Source organism: Winogradskyella thalassocola, assembly GCF_900099995.1.
Classification (GTDB): domain Bacteria; phylum Bacteroidota; class Bacteroidia; order Flavobacteriales; family Flavobacteriaceae; genus Winogradskyella; species Winogradskyella thalassocola.
The window spans coordinates 76710-91906 of sequence record NZ_FNCZ01000003.1; the positions used below are offsets into that span (position 1 = coordinate 76710).

A 15197-nucleotide genomic window follows, 5' to 3' on the forward strand; every position below is an offset into this window, starting at 1 on the left:
CATTACCGCACCAATAATTGTTCCAAGCCCCATTTATTTCTTCTTTTTATAATAGTCATCCAAAACCGATTTTCTACCAATTGTTTTGGTGATAATATCTTTCTCTAAATCCCATCCACGAGCAGGCGAATATTGTCTACCATACCATATAATTTGAAGGTGCAAATCGTTCCAAAGTTCCTTGGGGAATATGCGTTTAGCATCTTTTTCAGTCTGTACCACGTTTTTGCCATTGGTTAAATTCCAACGGTACATTAAGCGGTGAATATGCGTATCTACAGGAAATGCAGGTATTCCAAAAGCTTGTGATAAAACTACAGCAGCCGTTTTGTGTCCAACAGCTGGTAATTCTTCTAAGTCTTCATACGTTTTAGGAACTTCTCCATTATGCTTATCAATCAATATATGTGATAGACCATGAATACCTTTACTCTTCATTGGAGATAAGCCAACGGGTTTTATGATCTCTCTTATTTCTTCAACACTCAACTTAATCATATCGTAAGGATTGTCTGCACGCTCAAACAACAACGGAGTAATTTTATTGACGCGTACATCAGTGCTTTGCGCAGACATTAAAACGGCAATTAACAACGTATATGGATCCTTATGGTCTAGCGGAACTGGAATTTCAGGATATAATTTATACAATGTATTTATAACGAAATTTACTTTTTCTTGTTTAGTCATTTTGTATTTTTACCTAATCAGAGATTTAATACAAATTTACGTAATTATGACACATTTAAAAGTAGGAGATAAGGCACCAGATTTTTCAGCAACAGATGAACAAGGTAATACCATTTCATTATCTGATTATAACGGCAAGAAATTAGTTGTTTTCTTTTATCCTAAAGCAAGTACTCCAGGTTGTACGGCAGAAGCGTGTAACCTTAATGATAACTACGATCGTTTTAAAGCGCAAGGTTATGAGATTTTGGGAGTGAGTGCAGATAGTGCTAAAAGGCAATCTAATTTTAAGAACAAGTACGAATTTCAATATCCATTATTAGCAGACGAAGATAAAGCAGTCATTGAAGCTTTTGGAGTTTGGGGACCAAAGAAATTTATGGGAAAAGAGTATGATGGTATTCACCGAACTACATTTGTTATTGATGAAAATGGTATTATAAAAGATGTGATTTCAAAAGTAAAAACCAAGGCTCATGCAGAGCAGATATTAGGAGAATAACAAAATATCGGACAAAAAAAAGCGACCATTATACTACGTTTGGTAGATGAATGGTCGCTTTTTTGTTTTTTAATTGAATATCAATTCTTATGCATAATCTCTTCAGATTCACAACCAAATAAGCTCTTTTCTTTAATTAATTTTGAAACACCTTCAGGTAACATTTTTTCCCATCCTTCTTCATTCGCTGCAATCATTTTAAGAACCGTTCTAGAGAACACAGTAAGGTTAGATGCATTGTAATCGGTAATGTCTACTACTTTACCATTGTATTTAAAGAATTTGTATAATTCTTTCATACGTGGATGAACTTTAAGATTTTCGCTATTAGTTACGCTACCATCTTCGTTTTCCATTGGGTATAAATACACTCTTAAATCTTTGTAAAACAGTTTTCCAAAGGCTTCTAAGATTCCCCCACTTAAATGGCGGTAATATTTCTCGTCAAAAATATCGACAAGATTGTTAACTCCCATTGCTAATCCCATTCTTGCTCTAGAATATTGAGAGAAGTATTCTACTAATTTATAATACTCTTGGAAGTTAGAAATCAAGACGGTTTGTCCTAAAGAACATAGCAGTTTTGCACGATCCATAAAATCTTGTTCGTCAATTTCACCTTCTGCTCTTAGATTGGATAATGTGATTTCGAAAATAACTTGAGTTTTTTCTTTTTCAACCTTATTCTCTTTAATGAACATTTCGTAAGATTTCTCAAACATGTCCATATTTACTTTGGTGACAGGTCTAAAACTTCCTCTTAGGGTAAGTATGTTCTTTTTGTATAAAACACGAGCAGGCAACACGTTATTACCATCTGGCGCAAACATTACGGCATCTGTCATTCCGTTTTTAACTAATTGTAAACTCATTAAACGATTATCGACGTTTTCAAATACAGGACCTGAGAAATTAATAGTGTCAATCTCTAATTGATCTTTATCTAAATGATCGTATAAATAGCGTAATAATTTACGAGGTTGGTTGTATTTGTAAAACGCACCGTAAATTAAGTTAGTGCCTAATTTACCTAAGGTTTCTTGTTGTAATCGCGCATCGGTCTCTTTAAAACGAACGTGGATTATGATATCATTATATTCTTGATTTGGACCAACTTGATACTTGATGCCAACCCAACCATGACCTTTAAATTTCTTTGCAAAATCTATCGTTGCAACTGTATTGGCATAAGAGAAGAAAATTTTGTTTGGATGCTTGTCTCTCGTTATGCGCTTTTCCATTAGGTTAACTTCGTGATTTAACATCTTTCGAAGTCTAGCTTCAGTAACATAGCGTTTATCATCTTCAATCCCATAAATCGCGTCACTAAAGTCTTTATCGTAAGCGGACATCGCTTTAGCAATAGTTCCGGAAGCTCCACCTGCTCTAAAGAATTGACGTACAGTTTCTTGTCCGGCTCCAATTTCAGAAAAGGTACCATAGATATCTGCGTTAAGGTTAATCCGTAAAGCTTTGTCTGCTAGAGATGGTATATTTTCAAAATCAGAATCGCCTGTGTACGTTATGTCCTTCATAGATATTGGGTTTGCGTCGTTTTGGCAAAGGTACTGTTTTGTTGTTGCAAACAAAAAAATAAGTTTATTTTTGTCAATACATTTCTGAATTGAAAATATAATAAATGTAGAGCGTGTTTTTTTTCTTTATAGTTAAATACAAAGGGAAATAGGACGTTTTTTTGAGAGTATTACAATTCAGACTCATTTTAGAAATTCATTAGTTTTGAAAATCACATTTTTAGGTACAGGTACATCACAAGGTATTCCAATTATAGGGAGCGATCACCCTGTCTGTTTAAGTGAAAATCCTAAAGACAAACGTTTACGTGTTTCAATATTAGTCGAATGGGATGATTTTACATTTGTAGTAGATTGTGGCCCAGATTTTAGACAACAAATGCTGAGAGCTAAAGTTTCTAAAATTGATGGCATCATTTTTACCCATGAACATGCAGATCACACGATGGGTTTAGATGATATTAGACCGTTCTTTTTTAGACAAGGAGATATAGATTTGTATGCACATCAACGTGTTTTTAATGCTTTAGAGAAACGTTTTGATTATATTTTCACCACAGAAAATAAGTATCCAGGTGTTCCTAGTGTTACTAAAATAGAAGTTAAGAATGAACCCTTTTTAGCAGGAAACCTTAATGTTATTCCTATTGATGGCTTGCATTATAAACTTCAGGTTTTTGGTTATCGATTTCATAATTTTGCATACTTAACAGATATGAAAACGATTGCTGATTCTGAAATAGAAAAGCTTCAAAATTTAGATGTTTTAGTGGTGAATGCTTTGCGAATTAAACCACATATTTCACATTTCAATTTAGAAGAAGCCTTAGCGTTTATTGCCAAAGTAAAACCTAAGCGTGCTTATTTAACACATATTAGCCATCTATTAGGGTTCCATGATGATGTTCAAAAATCATTACCAGAAAACGTTTTTTTAGCTTATGATAACTTACAAATTACTATTTAGATATGAAGAATAAAATTTTAATGTATTTATTTATTTTCTCACTATTGTTGCTCGTTTTTCAATATGTGAATTCAAAAAATATTATTGAAAAATACGAAGCAGATATTGTAAAAGTCAAGGCCAAAGTTTCTGAAAAAGATGCGGCTATAAAGACTTTAGAAGAACAAAACTTTGAGTTGAGTTATTTTAGCATAGATAGAAATGAAGATGCCTATAGTTATTTTGAAGCTTTTGGTTATGATCCTGAGCAACTGATTCCTGCTATTGTTGAAGGACTTTATAACATGAATGATTATGAAGGAGACGATCACCCGATAGTGCCTTATGTCTCTACGACCAATTCTAAATTATTGATTAATAAAGTTAGGGTTATGAACCACAAATGGATTGTAGCCAATTTTACCGATGGTGAATTATGGGGTGAAATATTCCTGACCTATTCTATAGATGAAAATAACGACCTTAAATATAAATTGGTTGAGTATTTTTTATATCCTAAATTGAATTAGATATACTTATCCAACCAAGCCTTTAAATCATGAAAGTTCTGAGGAGCAACACCATGTCCAACAGGATATTCTGAATACACATAATTGATACCTAAAGCTTTCAAAAATACAGGAGCTTTTTGAGCCCAATCTACAGGAATCACTTGGTCTACGGAACCATGAGAACAAAAGAAGTTTAAATGAGAAACGGCACTTTCGTCTATCGTATCGGGTAAAATATCTTCATTAATATAACCACTTAAAGCGACGATATTCTTAACTTTTTCAGGATACGTTAATGCTACAGCATAACTTAAGATGGTACCTTGGCTAAACCCTAAAAGGGTTACATTTTTTGAATCTACGTTATAAGTCCCACAAGCATAATCAATAAATTCAGCAATCAGATTTACAGATTGTTTCGCTTGTTCATTATCACTCCATTTACCTTTATCGGCATCAAAATTTATGGCATACCACGCGTTTCCATAAGGTTGCATCGCATACGGAGCTCTCAATGAAATAATCATTAATTCTTCCGGCAATTCTGAAGCAAAAGAAAATAAATCATTTTCATCACTGCCATAACCATGGCACATAATTAAAAGTGGTGCGTTTTCTTTTAAAGAAGAAGGTCTTGTTATATAATGTAGTTTCGACATAATTGTTATCCTATAGTATTAAATGCTTTTTGAAAGAAATCACCAAGTAATGGTATCTTATTAAGTTGACCTGTTATGGCTCCGTATATGCCATAGAGATATAAGACTGAAAAGAAAATCCAGAAGGACATGCTAATCATCATACTATCTAAACTACTAATAACAAAAGCAATAACGATGTACATTAAACCTAATCCTAAACCTTGCCTAATATGAAATGCTGTAAACGGATTACGCTTATCTTGATTCATAAAAAACGCAATTAAAGTGCCAAATAAGGTTAAGTAAGCAACTAAACCTAAAGTTTTACCTTCGTCTATTATATTTTGATCCATTATTTTAAAACAATTTTATCATTAGCGATGATGCCATAGGTTTCACCTTTAAGTGGTGTTCCTAAAAAACCACTATTCTTAGAGCGCGATGTAATATTATTAATGCCAAAATCGTAAGTCGTATCAGGATTAAACAACGTTAAATCAGCAACTTCACCTTCGTTAATCGTGGTGTTTGAAATTCTAAATCTAGATTTTCCTTGTGTTAAAAGGTTTATAGTTTTCTTAGTGGTGAATAGTGTTTGCAAAGCACCAAAAGCAGATTCTAAACCGATGGTTCCATATTTAGCAAAATCGAATTCAATCTTTTTATGTTCTATGTCAATAGGATTATGGTCGCTGGTTACCATATCAATAGTACCATCTTTTAAACCTTCAATTAAAGCATCACAATCGGTTTGAGTTCTTAAAGGAGGAAGCACTTTAAAATTCGTGTCAAAGTCGTGTAAAACATCATCGGTAAAAACTAAATTATGAATAGTAACACTGCAGGTTATATTCAACTTTTTAGCTTTTGCAGCTCTAATCAATTCAACAGATTTTGCGGTAGAAATTGTTGGTATATGAAGTTTACCCTCGGTATATTCCAATAAAAATAAATCTCTAGCTACTTGTAATTCTTCCGCTAAAGCCGGATTTCCTTTTAATCCTAATTTGGTGCTATTGATATGTTCATTGACGACTCCAAGTCTAGAAATTCGAGATTCTTGTGGAAATGAGCATACCAAACCATCAAAATTACTTGCGTATTGCAATGCAATTTTCATAAGATTAGGATTAGAAATCGGGTTTTGATAATCATAAAAAGCAACGGCTCCGGCATTCGTCATATCAAATAACTCAGCTAAATCCTCGCCTTTGCCTAATTGTGTTAAGGCACCAATAGGGTAAAGGCTTACCGCATTATTTTGAGCTTTAGACTTTACAAATGTTATATCCGCATAACTATCAATTACAGGAAAAGAATTAGCGTTTAAAGCCACAGCTGTAAAACCAGAATTCGCTGCTGTTTTTAAACCATTAGATATGGTTTCGCGTTCTTCATAACCAGGTTCTCCAAAAGATACACTACTATCAAACCAACCTTGCGATACATGCAAGTTGTCTAATATTATTTCTTTATAATTTTTAGGATTGGTAATGTGTTTAGCGATCTTGGAAATACGACCTTTTTCAATTAAAATATCAACCGTTTCATTGTGAAAATCACTTTTAGAATCAACGATGGTTGCAGATTTTATGAGTGCGTTCATTTAAGATATTTTAGAAGTAACATTTCTACTATTAAAAATGCTAGTGCAAAAATAACAAACCATTTCCATAGCGCATTAACATTTGTGCTACTTTTTATAGTATTAATGGTCGTTTCTAAGCTATGATCTACCGTAGCATTATTTAAAGTACTTAAATCGTAGTAACTTAAGTTGCTTTCAACTCTATTGTAATTGAAGCTTAAATTTTGAAGAATAGTCTCCTTGTTCTTTACATGCAGAATGCCCGCTGTATTCGGAAAATCTTCCGTTTCTAAAACCACAGATTTACTATATGTTTTTTGAAGCGGAATAACTGAAGTCTCTTCTAAATCTAAAGTTAAAATATCATCTTGACCAATAGCAGTCTGAATTGCAATCGTATTGGGTTGCCCAATGGTATAATATAATTTTGACAGTTTTAAACTCTGTAATCCCATATTATATAGCACAGGAATTATTAATTGCGAATTTTTGAAGTTTGAGTTTTCTGAGTTTAATGCTGAAGAAAACGCATATGCATTTGTGTTTCCTACTAAAAATGGAGAGCCATCTTCATAAGATAAAATGGCATTTGAATTTGAAGAAAAACGATACGATTTTTCTATTTTAGGATATTGAAAATTAGTGACTTTAGAATAGAAAGCATTCGCTAAAAGTGGATGGTCATAGTTAATGCTCGTGATTCGTTTTTCGTTGGTATTTTGATTACCTAAAGCATTTATGTTTAAGTCGCTAAATATTTGATTATAAGTTTCTAAGTCTATTTCGTTTGAAGGAATAATTACTAGTTTTCCACCATCGTTTTTAAAAGCGACTAAAGCTGTTTTTAAGGCATTTGAAATGGTGTTTAACTCATTAAGTATAATAAGGTTTTGATTAGGAATTAAATTAAAATTAAGCGTATTTAGTTTAAAGCTTTTATAGTCAAATTCATCATCTGTATAAATCCGATTTAAGAACGAATCATCGGCAGATTCATTAATGGCTAAAACTTTAATTTTTGGTTTAGAATTAACGTTAAAATAGAATGTGTTGTCATATTGTAAACCAGCATCATCAATCATTAATTTTCCATTAAGCACTTTATTATTAGGAATGGTAAATGTAGCTTCAGCTTCTTTGTCTATATCAATAGCACTTTTAGTTAGTAAAACATCATCATTAAATAAAGAAATAGTTACATTATCAATGGGTTTTGATTCGTTAGATAGTTTTACAATAAGATCTAAAGTTTCGGCTGTTGTATTAGAAACAAAAATACTATCGATGCTAATATTAGACACTAAAGTAGATTTTGGTTGCACCAATTTAAGTTGAATGGTAGAATCTGTTTCAAAATTTAAAAGATTTTCTTTTTGTTGAAAATCGGAAACCAAAACCAAATTTTTAGTGGCACCACCTTGATTTGAAAATAATTGCTTTCCTTTTAAATAAGCAGCATCATAATTAAGCTGTGTAGGAGAATGTGTTAGCTGGATTAAATCATTTTTTAAGGCTTTAACCGTAGTGTTTCTATAGGTTTTATTATTTGTAAATAAACTGATAGACTCATCTTCTGGTAAGGTGTTGATGATATCTTGAATGGTTTCATTTAGCAAGGTACCATTACGACCATTAGCTTGCATGCTAAAGGAATTATCTAAATAAATAACCGTTTCTTGAGTGTCGTTAAAATCTTCAGTATTCGGAATAAAAGGTTGTGCAAATGCAATAATCACACAAGCTAAGAGTAGCATGCGCGTTAATAACGTAATCCATTTTTTTAGCTGAGAACTTTTACGCGTTTGAAGTTTTACCGATTTTAAAAACTTAACATTGGTAAATTCAACTTTCTGAAAACGACGAAGCTGAAATAAATGTATCAGAATAGGAACTACCAGCAAAAATAAGGCGTAAAGTAATTCTGGGTTTTTAAACTGCATGCGTTGTTATTATAGTTTTTTACAGACCTTTCAGGTTTCAAAAACCTGACAAGTCTTAATGATTCAAATATATATAATCATAAGCTATTACCTCGTTCCGCTTTTGAGAATTTTAACAGAAAAAGAAATAATCAATCATCGCTTGCATTTTTTTGGTTTCAAAATAGGTTTTAATCTCTTTTTGAGCATCAGAATTAGCAACGGTAACAATACTTTGAGGCTGTTGAAGTTCTGCTAGATAATCAAAATTATAAAGTTCTTGATCGTAAATGTGTTTTCCTATTTTCTTTGGGTTATCGCAAATCCAATAAAACGGAATGTTTTCTTTTAAAAGTATTTTTGCTAAAGTTTTTCCTTTAGTTCCAGCTCCCCAAATTGCTAATGGCCTCGTCTTATCATAATTCAACTCTAAAAAATAATGGACTTTAAGATCTAGAAAGGAATTCTCGGCATAATGCTCGTGTGTTCTAGAGGTGCGTGTGCTGTAATCTCGCCAATGAAGTAATACTTTGTCACAAGGAATACACGTATAGCCAGCTTTATAAAACCGGAATGCTAATTCGTAATCTTCGGGATAGATATTAGAGTTAAAACCACCACAAGCATCAAAATCTTCACGATGTAGCATCCAGCAAGGAGATGGAATGACGCATTCTTTATAGATTTCAGAATAGTTTTTGCCATCAGTTGTTAAAGAATTTAGCCATTGCTCATAACGCGCAAAGCCATCACTCAATCCATCAGCTCTAAAGTATTTGACTTGCCCAACAGCTAAATGTTTTTTACCGTGGTTTTCAAGATTGTTAACCATGGTTTCAAGCCGGATTGGAGTCATAATATCATCACTATCCATTCTAGTGATATAACTTCCAGAGCAATGATTGTATGCTGTTTGCAAGGCGTCTATAATTCCACTGCCGTCGTTTTTATAAAGTTTTATTCTAGAATCTTTTTCGGTAAAACTTTCAACAATAGTGCATGAACTGTCATCAGAATAATCATCAACAAAAATAGCTTCCCAATTGGAGTAGGATTGTTTCAAAATTGAATTAAGACATTCAGCAATAAATACTTCTGTGTTTTTAAAAGGAATGACGATGCTGGCTAATGGTTGTGACATGTTGCGAATTTAACAAAACCTTTAGGTTTTTAGTAGTAACACATTGTAGATTTGTGCGTCTATTAAAAAAAATTAAATTTTAACATGAAGAATTATTTTGCCATTCTTGGCTTAAGTATCGTTTTGGTCGGTTGTGGATCTGTAAAAACAAACGTAGATGATTTAGCAGTAAGCCATCCTATTGAAACAGCATTAGATTTAACAGCGGTTAATAATGATCGCGTACCAGTAACTATTAACCCTGGTCGTTTTACTACTGAAACTGTGACTTACAGATTGCCAAGAGTTGTACAAGGAACTTATTCAATTGGCGATTATGGAAAATATATTGATGATTTTAAAGCCTTAGATTATGATGGAAATGAACTTGCTACAACAAAAGTTGATGACAATACATGGACTATTGCAGATGCAGAAAAATTAGATAAGCTTCAGTATTATGTCAATGATACCTTTGATATTGAAAGCGTTGGAGGTATTGGTGGAGAAGAGCCATTTTCTCCAGCAGGAACAAATATTGAAGATGAAAACTTTGTATTAAATCTACATGGATTTATTGGTTATTTTGATTCATTAAAGAATGCTCAATATGCTGTAGATGTAACAGCACCTTCCGATTTTATAAGAACGTCTGCTTTAGAAGATAAAGGAACAACGCTTAGTGAAGATGGTAAGTCTATGACAACTAGTTATTTTGGTCAACGTTATTTTGATATTACTGATAATCCAATGATGTATGGAAAACTGGATGTAGAAGAGTTTATGGTTGGTGATATAAAAATTGTCTTAAGCCTTTATTCACCTACAAAAAAACATACAGCGGAGAGTTTAAAGGAAACCGTCTTTAAAATGATGGAGGCACAAAAAAGATATTTAGGTGATATAAATAGCACTCCACGATACGATATCTATTTGTATTTATCTAGAGGTGGTCAGAACGACCCTAAAGGCTATGGTGCTTTAGAACATCAAACATCTACAGTAGGTGTATTTGCCGAAGATGAAAGTCCTGAAAGTCTTAAAGAGTCCGTGATAGATGTGATTGCACATGAGTTTTTTCATATTGTAACTCCATTATCGGTTCATTCTGAAGATGTACATTATTTTGATTATAATACCCCTACATTCTCTAAGCACTTATGGATGTATGAAGGTGTGACTGAATATTTTGCGCAGCATTTTCAAGTGTATGAAGGTTTAATCGAAAACAATAAATTTTATAATACTTTGTATTCTAAAATTAATACATCTAAGCGTTGGGATGATGCGATGAGTTTCACAATTATGAGTGAAAATGTATTAAATGAACCTTATGCCACTAACTATTATAATGTTTATTATAAAGGGGCATTAATAGGCATGTGTATAGATATATTAATGCGAAAGGAAAGTGATGGCAACAGAAGTATGTTATCCTTAATGAAAGAATTATCTGCTAAATACGGAGGGAATAAACCTTTTGAAGATGATAAGCTAATTGCTGAAATTACGGCAATGACTTATCCAAGTGTTGGTGAATTCTTAAAAACACATGTTCAAGGTGATTTACCAATTAATTATAAGGATTATTTAGCATTAGTTGGTTTAACTTTTGGTGAAACAGACATGGAAACTAATTATATTTTTGCTGGTGAACAAAATATCATTTTTGATGGAGACCAACTTAAAGGTACGATTTTCTTTTCTCCGATGGCGTTAAATAATTCTTTTTGGAAAGCTCAAGGTATTGTCGCTGGTGATGTTATAAAGAAGGTCAATGGTAGAGAATTAACATTATTTAATGCTAATGATGTTATAAGTGGAATGTTTGAATGGAAAGAAGGACAAGAGATTATAATGGATTTAGAACGTGATGGAAAGCCAATAGAGATAATGACAACATTAACTAAAGCTTATGCGCCATCTGAATCTATAATAGAAGATGAGAATGTAACAGAAGCACAAAAAGCGGTAAGAGCAGCTTGGTTAAAAGGCTAATCTTATTGAATATTTAAATCGTCCTAAATCAGGTTCGGTTGATAGTTTTAAATTAAACCAGAGAATTTACGTTCTCTGGTTTTTTTTATTTTTTATTAGGTAGGTAGTAGGTGTTATAATTTTTAAAATCTCAATTTAATTTTCAAATTATAACAAAAAAAGGAAGACTTCTGTCCATTGACTTCGGTCTTCCTTTTACTTTATAGTTTTAAAAATTACTTCTTTTTCTTAGAATCAAAAACAGGTAATAATTCTGTTTTTACAGAACCAAAACCGATACGTATGTCATCATTTTGACAATACCCTCTCATAATTACTGTGTCGTGGTCATTTATAAATTTACGTTCAGTACCATCTTTCATTTTTAATGGTTTTGTGCCTTTCCAACTCAATTCTAACATAGAACCGTAAGAATCTGGTGTTGGTCCAGAAATGGTGCCACTTCCCATCATATCACCAGCATTTACAGGACAACCATTTACCGTATGGTGCGCTAATTGTTGCGCCATATTCCAGTACATATACTTAAAGTTCGATTTAGAAACCGTAGTTTCTTTTGAACCTTTTGGCTGAATACCAACTTCTAAATTAATATCTAAGCTCTTTTTTCCTTTGGTCTGAAGATATTCTAGAGGTTTAGGATTTTGTTTCGGGCTTTCAGTTCTAAAAGGTTCTAATGCATCTAAAGTTACAATCCATGGAGACATCGATGACGCAAAACTTTTTCCTAAAAACGGTCCTAGTGGTACATATTCCCATTTCTGAATATCGCGTGCAGACCAGTCATTAAATAATACGAGTCCGAAGATGTATTCTTCAGTTTCTTCAATAGGAATTGGTTCACCTAAATCATTAGCATCAGTTGTAATAAAAGCCATTTCTAATTCAAAATCTACTAATTTAGAAGGTCCAAAAACAGGTTGGTTAGCACCTTCTGGTAAGGTTTGTCCTTGTGGACGATGAATCGGAATTCCTGAAGGAATAATAGACGAACTACGTCCATGATAACCAACTGGCATATGTACCCAATTTGGCATTAATGCATTTTCAGGATCTCTAAACATCGTACCAACATTGGTAGCATGTTCTTTACTCGCGTAGAAATCTGTATAATCACCAACAAGTATTGGTAATTGCATTTCAATTTCATCTAAACGAAATAAAATAGTTTCTTTATGTGGATTGTTATTTTTTAAAGCTTCATTTTCAGCATCAAAAATCTCAGCGATTCTGTTTCTAACTAAACGCCACGTTTTTCTACCATCTGCAATAAAATCGTTCAATGTATCTTGAAGGAAAATATCGTCTGTTAAAGGAATCCCTTCAAAATAGCCTAATTGATGCAATGCACCAAGATCAATTGCCGTATCTCCAATTCGTGTTCCAATCGTTATAATGTCGTCTCTAGTTAAGAAAACACCAAAAGGAATGTTCTGAATTGGGAAATCTGAGTTTTTACCGACATGTAACCATGAGGTACGATCTGGATTGTTAGCGGATAATGGCATAGAGTTATTGTTGATTAATTGTTCATTAAATTCATTCAAACCTACATAATTTTTGATATTTAAACTAATGTATTCACTATTTTTGTATCGATTTAACAAACACTTTATTTATGCAACGCGACGAACAAATATTTGAACTTATTAAAGCCGAAAGAGAACGCCAGATTGATGGTATAGAATTAATAGCATCAGAAAATTTTGTTAGCGACCAAGTTATGGAAGCTGCAGGTTCTGTACTAACTAACAAGTATGCCGAAGGGTATCCTGGCAAGCGTTATTACGGTGGCTGTGAGGTTGTCGATGAAGTTGAGCAAATAGCTATAGATCGTGCTAAAACCTTATTTGGTGCTGCATATGTTAACGTACAACCACACTCTGGAAGTCAGGCAAATACAGCAGCATATCACGCCTGTTTAAGTCCTGGTGATACTATTCTAGGTTTTGATTTGTCTCATGGTGGACACTTAACACATGGTTCTCCTGTTAATTTTTCGGGTAAATTATACCGTCCAACATTTTATGGTGTAAAGAAAGATACGGGTCTTATTGATTACGATATGTTAGCAGACCAAGCGCAAAAAGAAAAGCCAAAAATGATTATTGCTGGTGCTTCTGCCTATTCTAGAGATATGGATTTTGCTAAGTTTAGAGAAGTTGCTGATAGTGTTGGAGCTGTTTTATTAGCTGATATTTCGCATCCTGCAGGATTAATTGCAAAAGGAATTTTAAGTGATCCAATGCCACATTGCCATATTGTTACAACAACGACTCATAAGACTTTAAGAGGTCCAAGAGGTGGAATGATTATGATGGGCGAAAATATTGATAACCCATTCGGAATTACTTTAAAGAACGGTAAACTTCGTAAAATGTCTGGTTTATTAGACTCTGCTGTTTTTCCAGGAAATCAAGGTGGACCATTAGAACACATTATCGCAGCTAAAGCTATTGCTTTTGGTGAAGCCTTAACGGATGAGTTTATGCATTATATGTTACAAGTAAAACATAATGCAGCTGCTATGGCTAAAGCATTTGTTGCTAAAGATTATAACTTAATTTCTGGTGGAACTGATAACCACATGATGTTAATAGACTTAAGAAATAAAAACATTACTGGTAAAGATGCTGAAAACGCTTTAGTAAAAGCAGATATTACGGTGAATAAGAATATGGTGCCTTTTGATACAGAATCTCCTTTTGTAACCTCTGGAATTAGAATAGGTACTGCCGCAGTAACCACTAGAGGTTTAAAAGAAAGCGATATGCCATACATTGTAGATTTAGTGGATGAAGCTCTTAAAAATCATGACAATGAAACGGTTTTAGCAGGTGTTGCAGAAAAAGTAAATGCACTAATGGGTGGACGCGCTTTATTCAATGCTTAAAATATATCTGACCTCGAAAGTTTTGTAACTAAGCGTTATCGAAGTTAAAACCATACGGGTTGAAATTTATATTAAAAAAGCCTTTCAATTTAATTTGAAAGGCTTTTTATATTATTAACGCTTACTATAGTTTAGCAAATAAGGTATTTAAAGATTTAAAATCTTTTCGCTTAAAATCAGTGTTATCTCTTTCATTAATATAATTGATTATATCTTTTTTAGGTCCTGAAGTCCAAAAATCATCAATACTAACAAGTGTATTGTTCTCTTTTATATAAACGTCATTTATAATTTTAGAATCGTAAGGTGCTTCTAGTAAATCATAAATTGCAGAATCTTCGTCTTTTATATAGAGTTCACGAAACAACTTATCATAACCTTCAATAGCTACAAATTTGGTTGCTGTAGTTTCTCCTTTATTTATATCAAATAACGTAACTGAACTCACGTCTTCATTCGGAATATAGATACAACCGTCCTCAGTACTTAATATCACTGCGTATTGTTGATTATCAATGTGATTTAAACTAACAAAACCATTTATAGTTTCATTATTTTTCATGGTAATTTCACCATCATAGAAATCATAATCTAAATTGGAATAGAAAAATAATTGCTGGTTGAAAAGGTCTAAATTTTCATCTTGCGCTAAGGCTTTAGTATTGAATGCTAAAAAACCTAATAGAACAAAAATGCTGAGATTAATTTTTGAAGTCATAATGTTGCGTTTTAAGGTTAAACTATAAAAACGTGTTCAACAATTATTCCAAACGAATTAGCTTTGAAAGAAATAATTTTCAAGTCTAGATAATCTTAACTAGTATAGATTTAAGTTTTAAACGGAATTTAGAGA

14 protein-coding genes are annotated in these 15197 nt (G+C 32.8%); 5 read left to right on the plus strand and 9 right to left on the minus strand.

Going from position 1 to position 15197, the window contains the following annotated elements; translation table 11 throughout:
* Window positions 1–33: 33 nt before the first annotated feature.
* On the minus strand, window positions 34–690 hold the full coding sequence (locus tag BLT80_RS09475) for an endonuclease III domain-containing protein (protein ID WP_092467387.1): 657 nt from the start codon (window positions 688–690) through the stop codon (window positions 34–36).
* 46 nt (window positions 691–736) lie between these two features.
* Here BLT80_RS09475 and bcp point away from each other — a divergent pair, with 46 nt between their 5' ends.
* Window positions 737–1192, plus strand: a complete 456-nt coding sequence (gene bcp, locus BLT80_RS09480; protein WP_092467388.1) for a thioredoxin-dependent thiol peroxidase — start codon at window positions 737–739, stop codon at window positions 1190–1192.
* 80 nt (window positions 1193–1272) lie between these two features.
* Here bcp and BLT80_RS09485 read toward each other — a convergent pair whose 3' ends face one another.
* Window positions 1273–2727 (minus strand): nicotinate-nucleotide adenylyltransferase, encoded by a 1455-nt coding sequence (locus BLT80_RS09485; protein ID WP_092467389.1) that lies wholly within the window; start codon window positions 2725–2727, stop codon window positions 1273–1275.
* A 205-nt stretch (window positions 2728–2932) separates the two neighbouring features.
* On the opposite strand from BLT80_RS09485, the gene BLT80_RS09490 reads away from it, so the two are divergent.
* Both BLT80_RS09490 and BLT80_RS09495 read left to right on the plus strand, forming a co-directional pair.
* The gene (locus BLT80_RS09490) at window positions 2933–3694 is read left to right on the plus strand and encodes an MBL fold metallo-hydrolase (protein ID WP_092467390.1); all 762 of its coding nucleotides are present in this window, start codon (window positions 2933–2935) and stop codon (window positions 3692–3694) included.
* Between the two features lie 2 nt (window positions 3695–3696).
* Window positions 3697–4203 (plus strand): DUF4315 family protein, encoded by a 507-nt coding sequence (locus tag BLT80_RS09495; RefSeq protein ID WP_245710206.1) that lies wholly within the window; start codon window positions 3697–3699, stop codon window positions 4201–4203.
* Here BLT80_RS09495 and BLT80_RS09500 read toward each other — a convergent pair.
* The 5 genes from BLT80_RS09500 to BLT80_RS09520 form a co-directional block, all read right to left on the minus strand.
* Complete coding sequence (locus tag BLT80_RS09500) at window positions 4200–4844, minus strand: alpha/beta hydrolase (protein ID WP_092467391.1); 645 nt, start codon at window positions 4842–4844, stop codon at window positions 4200–4202. The two genes, BLT80_RS09495 and BLT80_RS09500, sit on opposite strands and share 4 nt — an antisense overlap.
* Window positions 4845–4849: 5 nt before the next feature.
* Window positions 4850–5179 carry a hypothetical protein gene (locus tag BLT80_RS09505; RefSeq protein WP_092467392.1) on the minus strand — a complete coding sequence of 110 codons (330 nt, stop codon included), beginning with the start codon at window positions 5177–5179 and terminating at the stop codon, window positions 4850–4852.
* Window positions 5179–6432 carry a dihydroorotase gene (locus tag BLT80_RS09510; RefSeq protein ID WP_092467393.1) on the minus strand — a complete coding sequence of 418 codons (1254 nt, stop codon included), beginning with the start codon at window positions 6430–6432 and terminating at the stop codon, window positions 5179–5181. The genes BLT80_RS09505 and BLT80_RS09510 overlap by 1 nt, the downstream gene beginning before the upstream one ends.
* Window positions 6429–8354, minus strand: coding sequence for a BatA domain-containing protein (locus BLT80_RS09515; RefSeq protein WP_092467394.1), 1926 nt, complete (start codon window positions 8352–8354; stop codon window positions 6429–6431). The genes BLT80_RS09510 and BLT80_RS09515 overlap by 4 nt, the downstream gene beginning before the upstream one ends.
* Window positions 8355–8466: 112 nt before the next feature.
* Window positions 8467–9474 carry a glycosyltransferase family 2 protein gene (locus BLT80_RS09520; protein WP_092467395.1) on the minus strand — a complete coding sequence of 336 codons (1008 nt, stop codon included), beginning with the start codon at window positions 9472–9474 and terminating at the stop codon, window positions 8467–8469.
* Between the two features lie 84 nt (window positions 9475–9558).
* On the opposite strand from BLT80_RS09520, the gene BLT80_RS09525 reads away from it, so the two are divergent.
* A complete protein-coding gene (locus BLT80_RS09525) occupies window positions 9559–11451 on the plus strand; it encodes a M61 family metallopeptidase (protein ID WP_092467396.1) in 1893 nt (630 codons plus the stop codon).
* 215 nt (window positions 11452–11666) lie between these two features.
* Here the strand turns inward: BLT80_RS09525 and fahA are convergent, their stop codons facing one another.
* Window positions 11667–12959 (minus strand): fumarylacetoacetase, encoded by a 1293-nt coding sequence (gene fahA / locus BLT80_RS09530; RefSeq protein ID WP_092467968.1) that lies wholly within the window; start codon window positions 12957–12959, stop codon window positions 11667–11669.
* Window positions 12960–13069: 110 nt separating this feature from the next.
* Here fahA and glyA point away from each other — a divergent pair, with 110 nt between their 5' ends.
* Complete coding sequence (gene glyA, locus BLT80_RS09535) at window positions 13070–14344, plus strand: serine hydroxymethyltransferase (protein ID WP_092467397.1); 1275 nt, start codon at window positions 13070–13072, stop codon at window positions 14342–14344.
* A gap of 124 nt (window positions 14345–14468) precedes the next feature.
* Here glyA and BLT80_RS09540 read toward each other — a convergent pair whose 3' ends face one another.
* The gene (locus BLT80_RS09540) at window positions 14469–15062 is read right to left on the minus strand and encodes a hypothetical protein (RefSeq protein WP_092467398.1); all 594 of its coding nucleotides are present in this window, start codon (window positions 15060–15062) and stop codon (window positions 14469–14471) included.
* Window positions 15063–15197 lie beyond the last annotated feature (135 nt).

Coding starts and splice junctions, on each gene's coding strand:
- BLT80_RS09540 (WP_092467398.1), bottom strand. CDS start 15,062: ATGACTTCAAAAATTAATCTCAGCATTTTTGTTCTATTAGGTTTTTTA.
- BLT80_RS09520 (WP_092467395.1), bottom strand. CDS start 9,474: ATGTCACAACCATTAGCCAGCATCGTCATTCCTTTTAAAAACACAGAA.
- BLT80_RS09510 (WP_092467393.1), bottom strand. CDS start 6,432: ATGAACGCACTCATAAAATCTGCAACCATCGTTGATTCTAAAAGTGAT.
- BLT80_RS09505 (WP_092467392.1), bottom strand. CDS start 5,179: ATGGATCAAAATATAATAGACGAAGGTAAAACTTTAGGTTTAGTTGCT.
- glyA (WP_092467397.1), top strand. CDS start 13,070: ATGCAACGCGACGAACAAATATTTGAACTTATTAAAGCCGAAAGAGAA.
- BLT80_RS09475 (WP_092467387.1), bottom strand. CDS start 690: ATGACTAAACAAGAAAAAGTAAATTTCGTTATAAATACATTGTATAAA.
- BLT80_RS09525 (WP_092467396.1), top strand. CDS start 9,559: ATGAAGAATTATTTTGCCATTCTTGGCTTAAGTATCGTTTTGGTCGGT.
- BLT80_RS09495 (WP_245710206.1), top strand. CDS start 3,697: ATGAAGAATAAAATTTTAATGTATTTATTTATTTTCTCACTATTGTTG.
- fahA (WP_092467968.1), bottom strand. CDS start 12,959: ATGCCATTATCCGCTAACAATCCAGATCGTACCTCATGGTTACATGTC.
- bcp (WP_092467388.1), top strand. CDS start 737: ATGACACATTTAAAAGTAGGAGATAAGGCACCAGATTTTTCAGCAACA.
- BLT80_RS09515 (WP_092467394.1), bottom strand. CDS start 8,354: ATGCAGTTTAAAAACCCAGAATTACTTTACGCCTTATTTTTGCTGGTA.
- BLT80_RS09485 (WP_092467389.1), bottom strand. CDS start 2,727: ATGAAGGACATAACGTACACAGGCGATTCTGATTTTGAAAATATACCA.
- BLT80_RS09500 (WP_092467391.1), bottom strand. CDS start 4,844: ATGTCGAAACTACATTATATAACAAGACCTTCTTCTTTAAAAGAAAAC.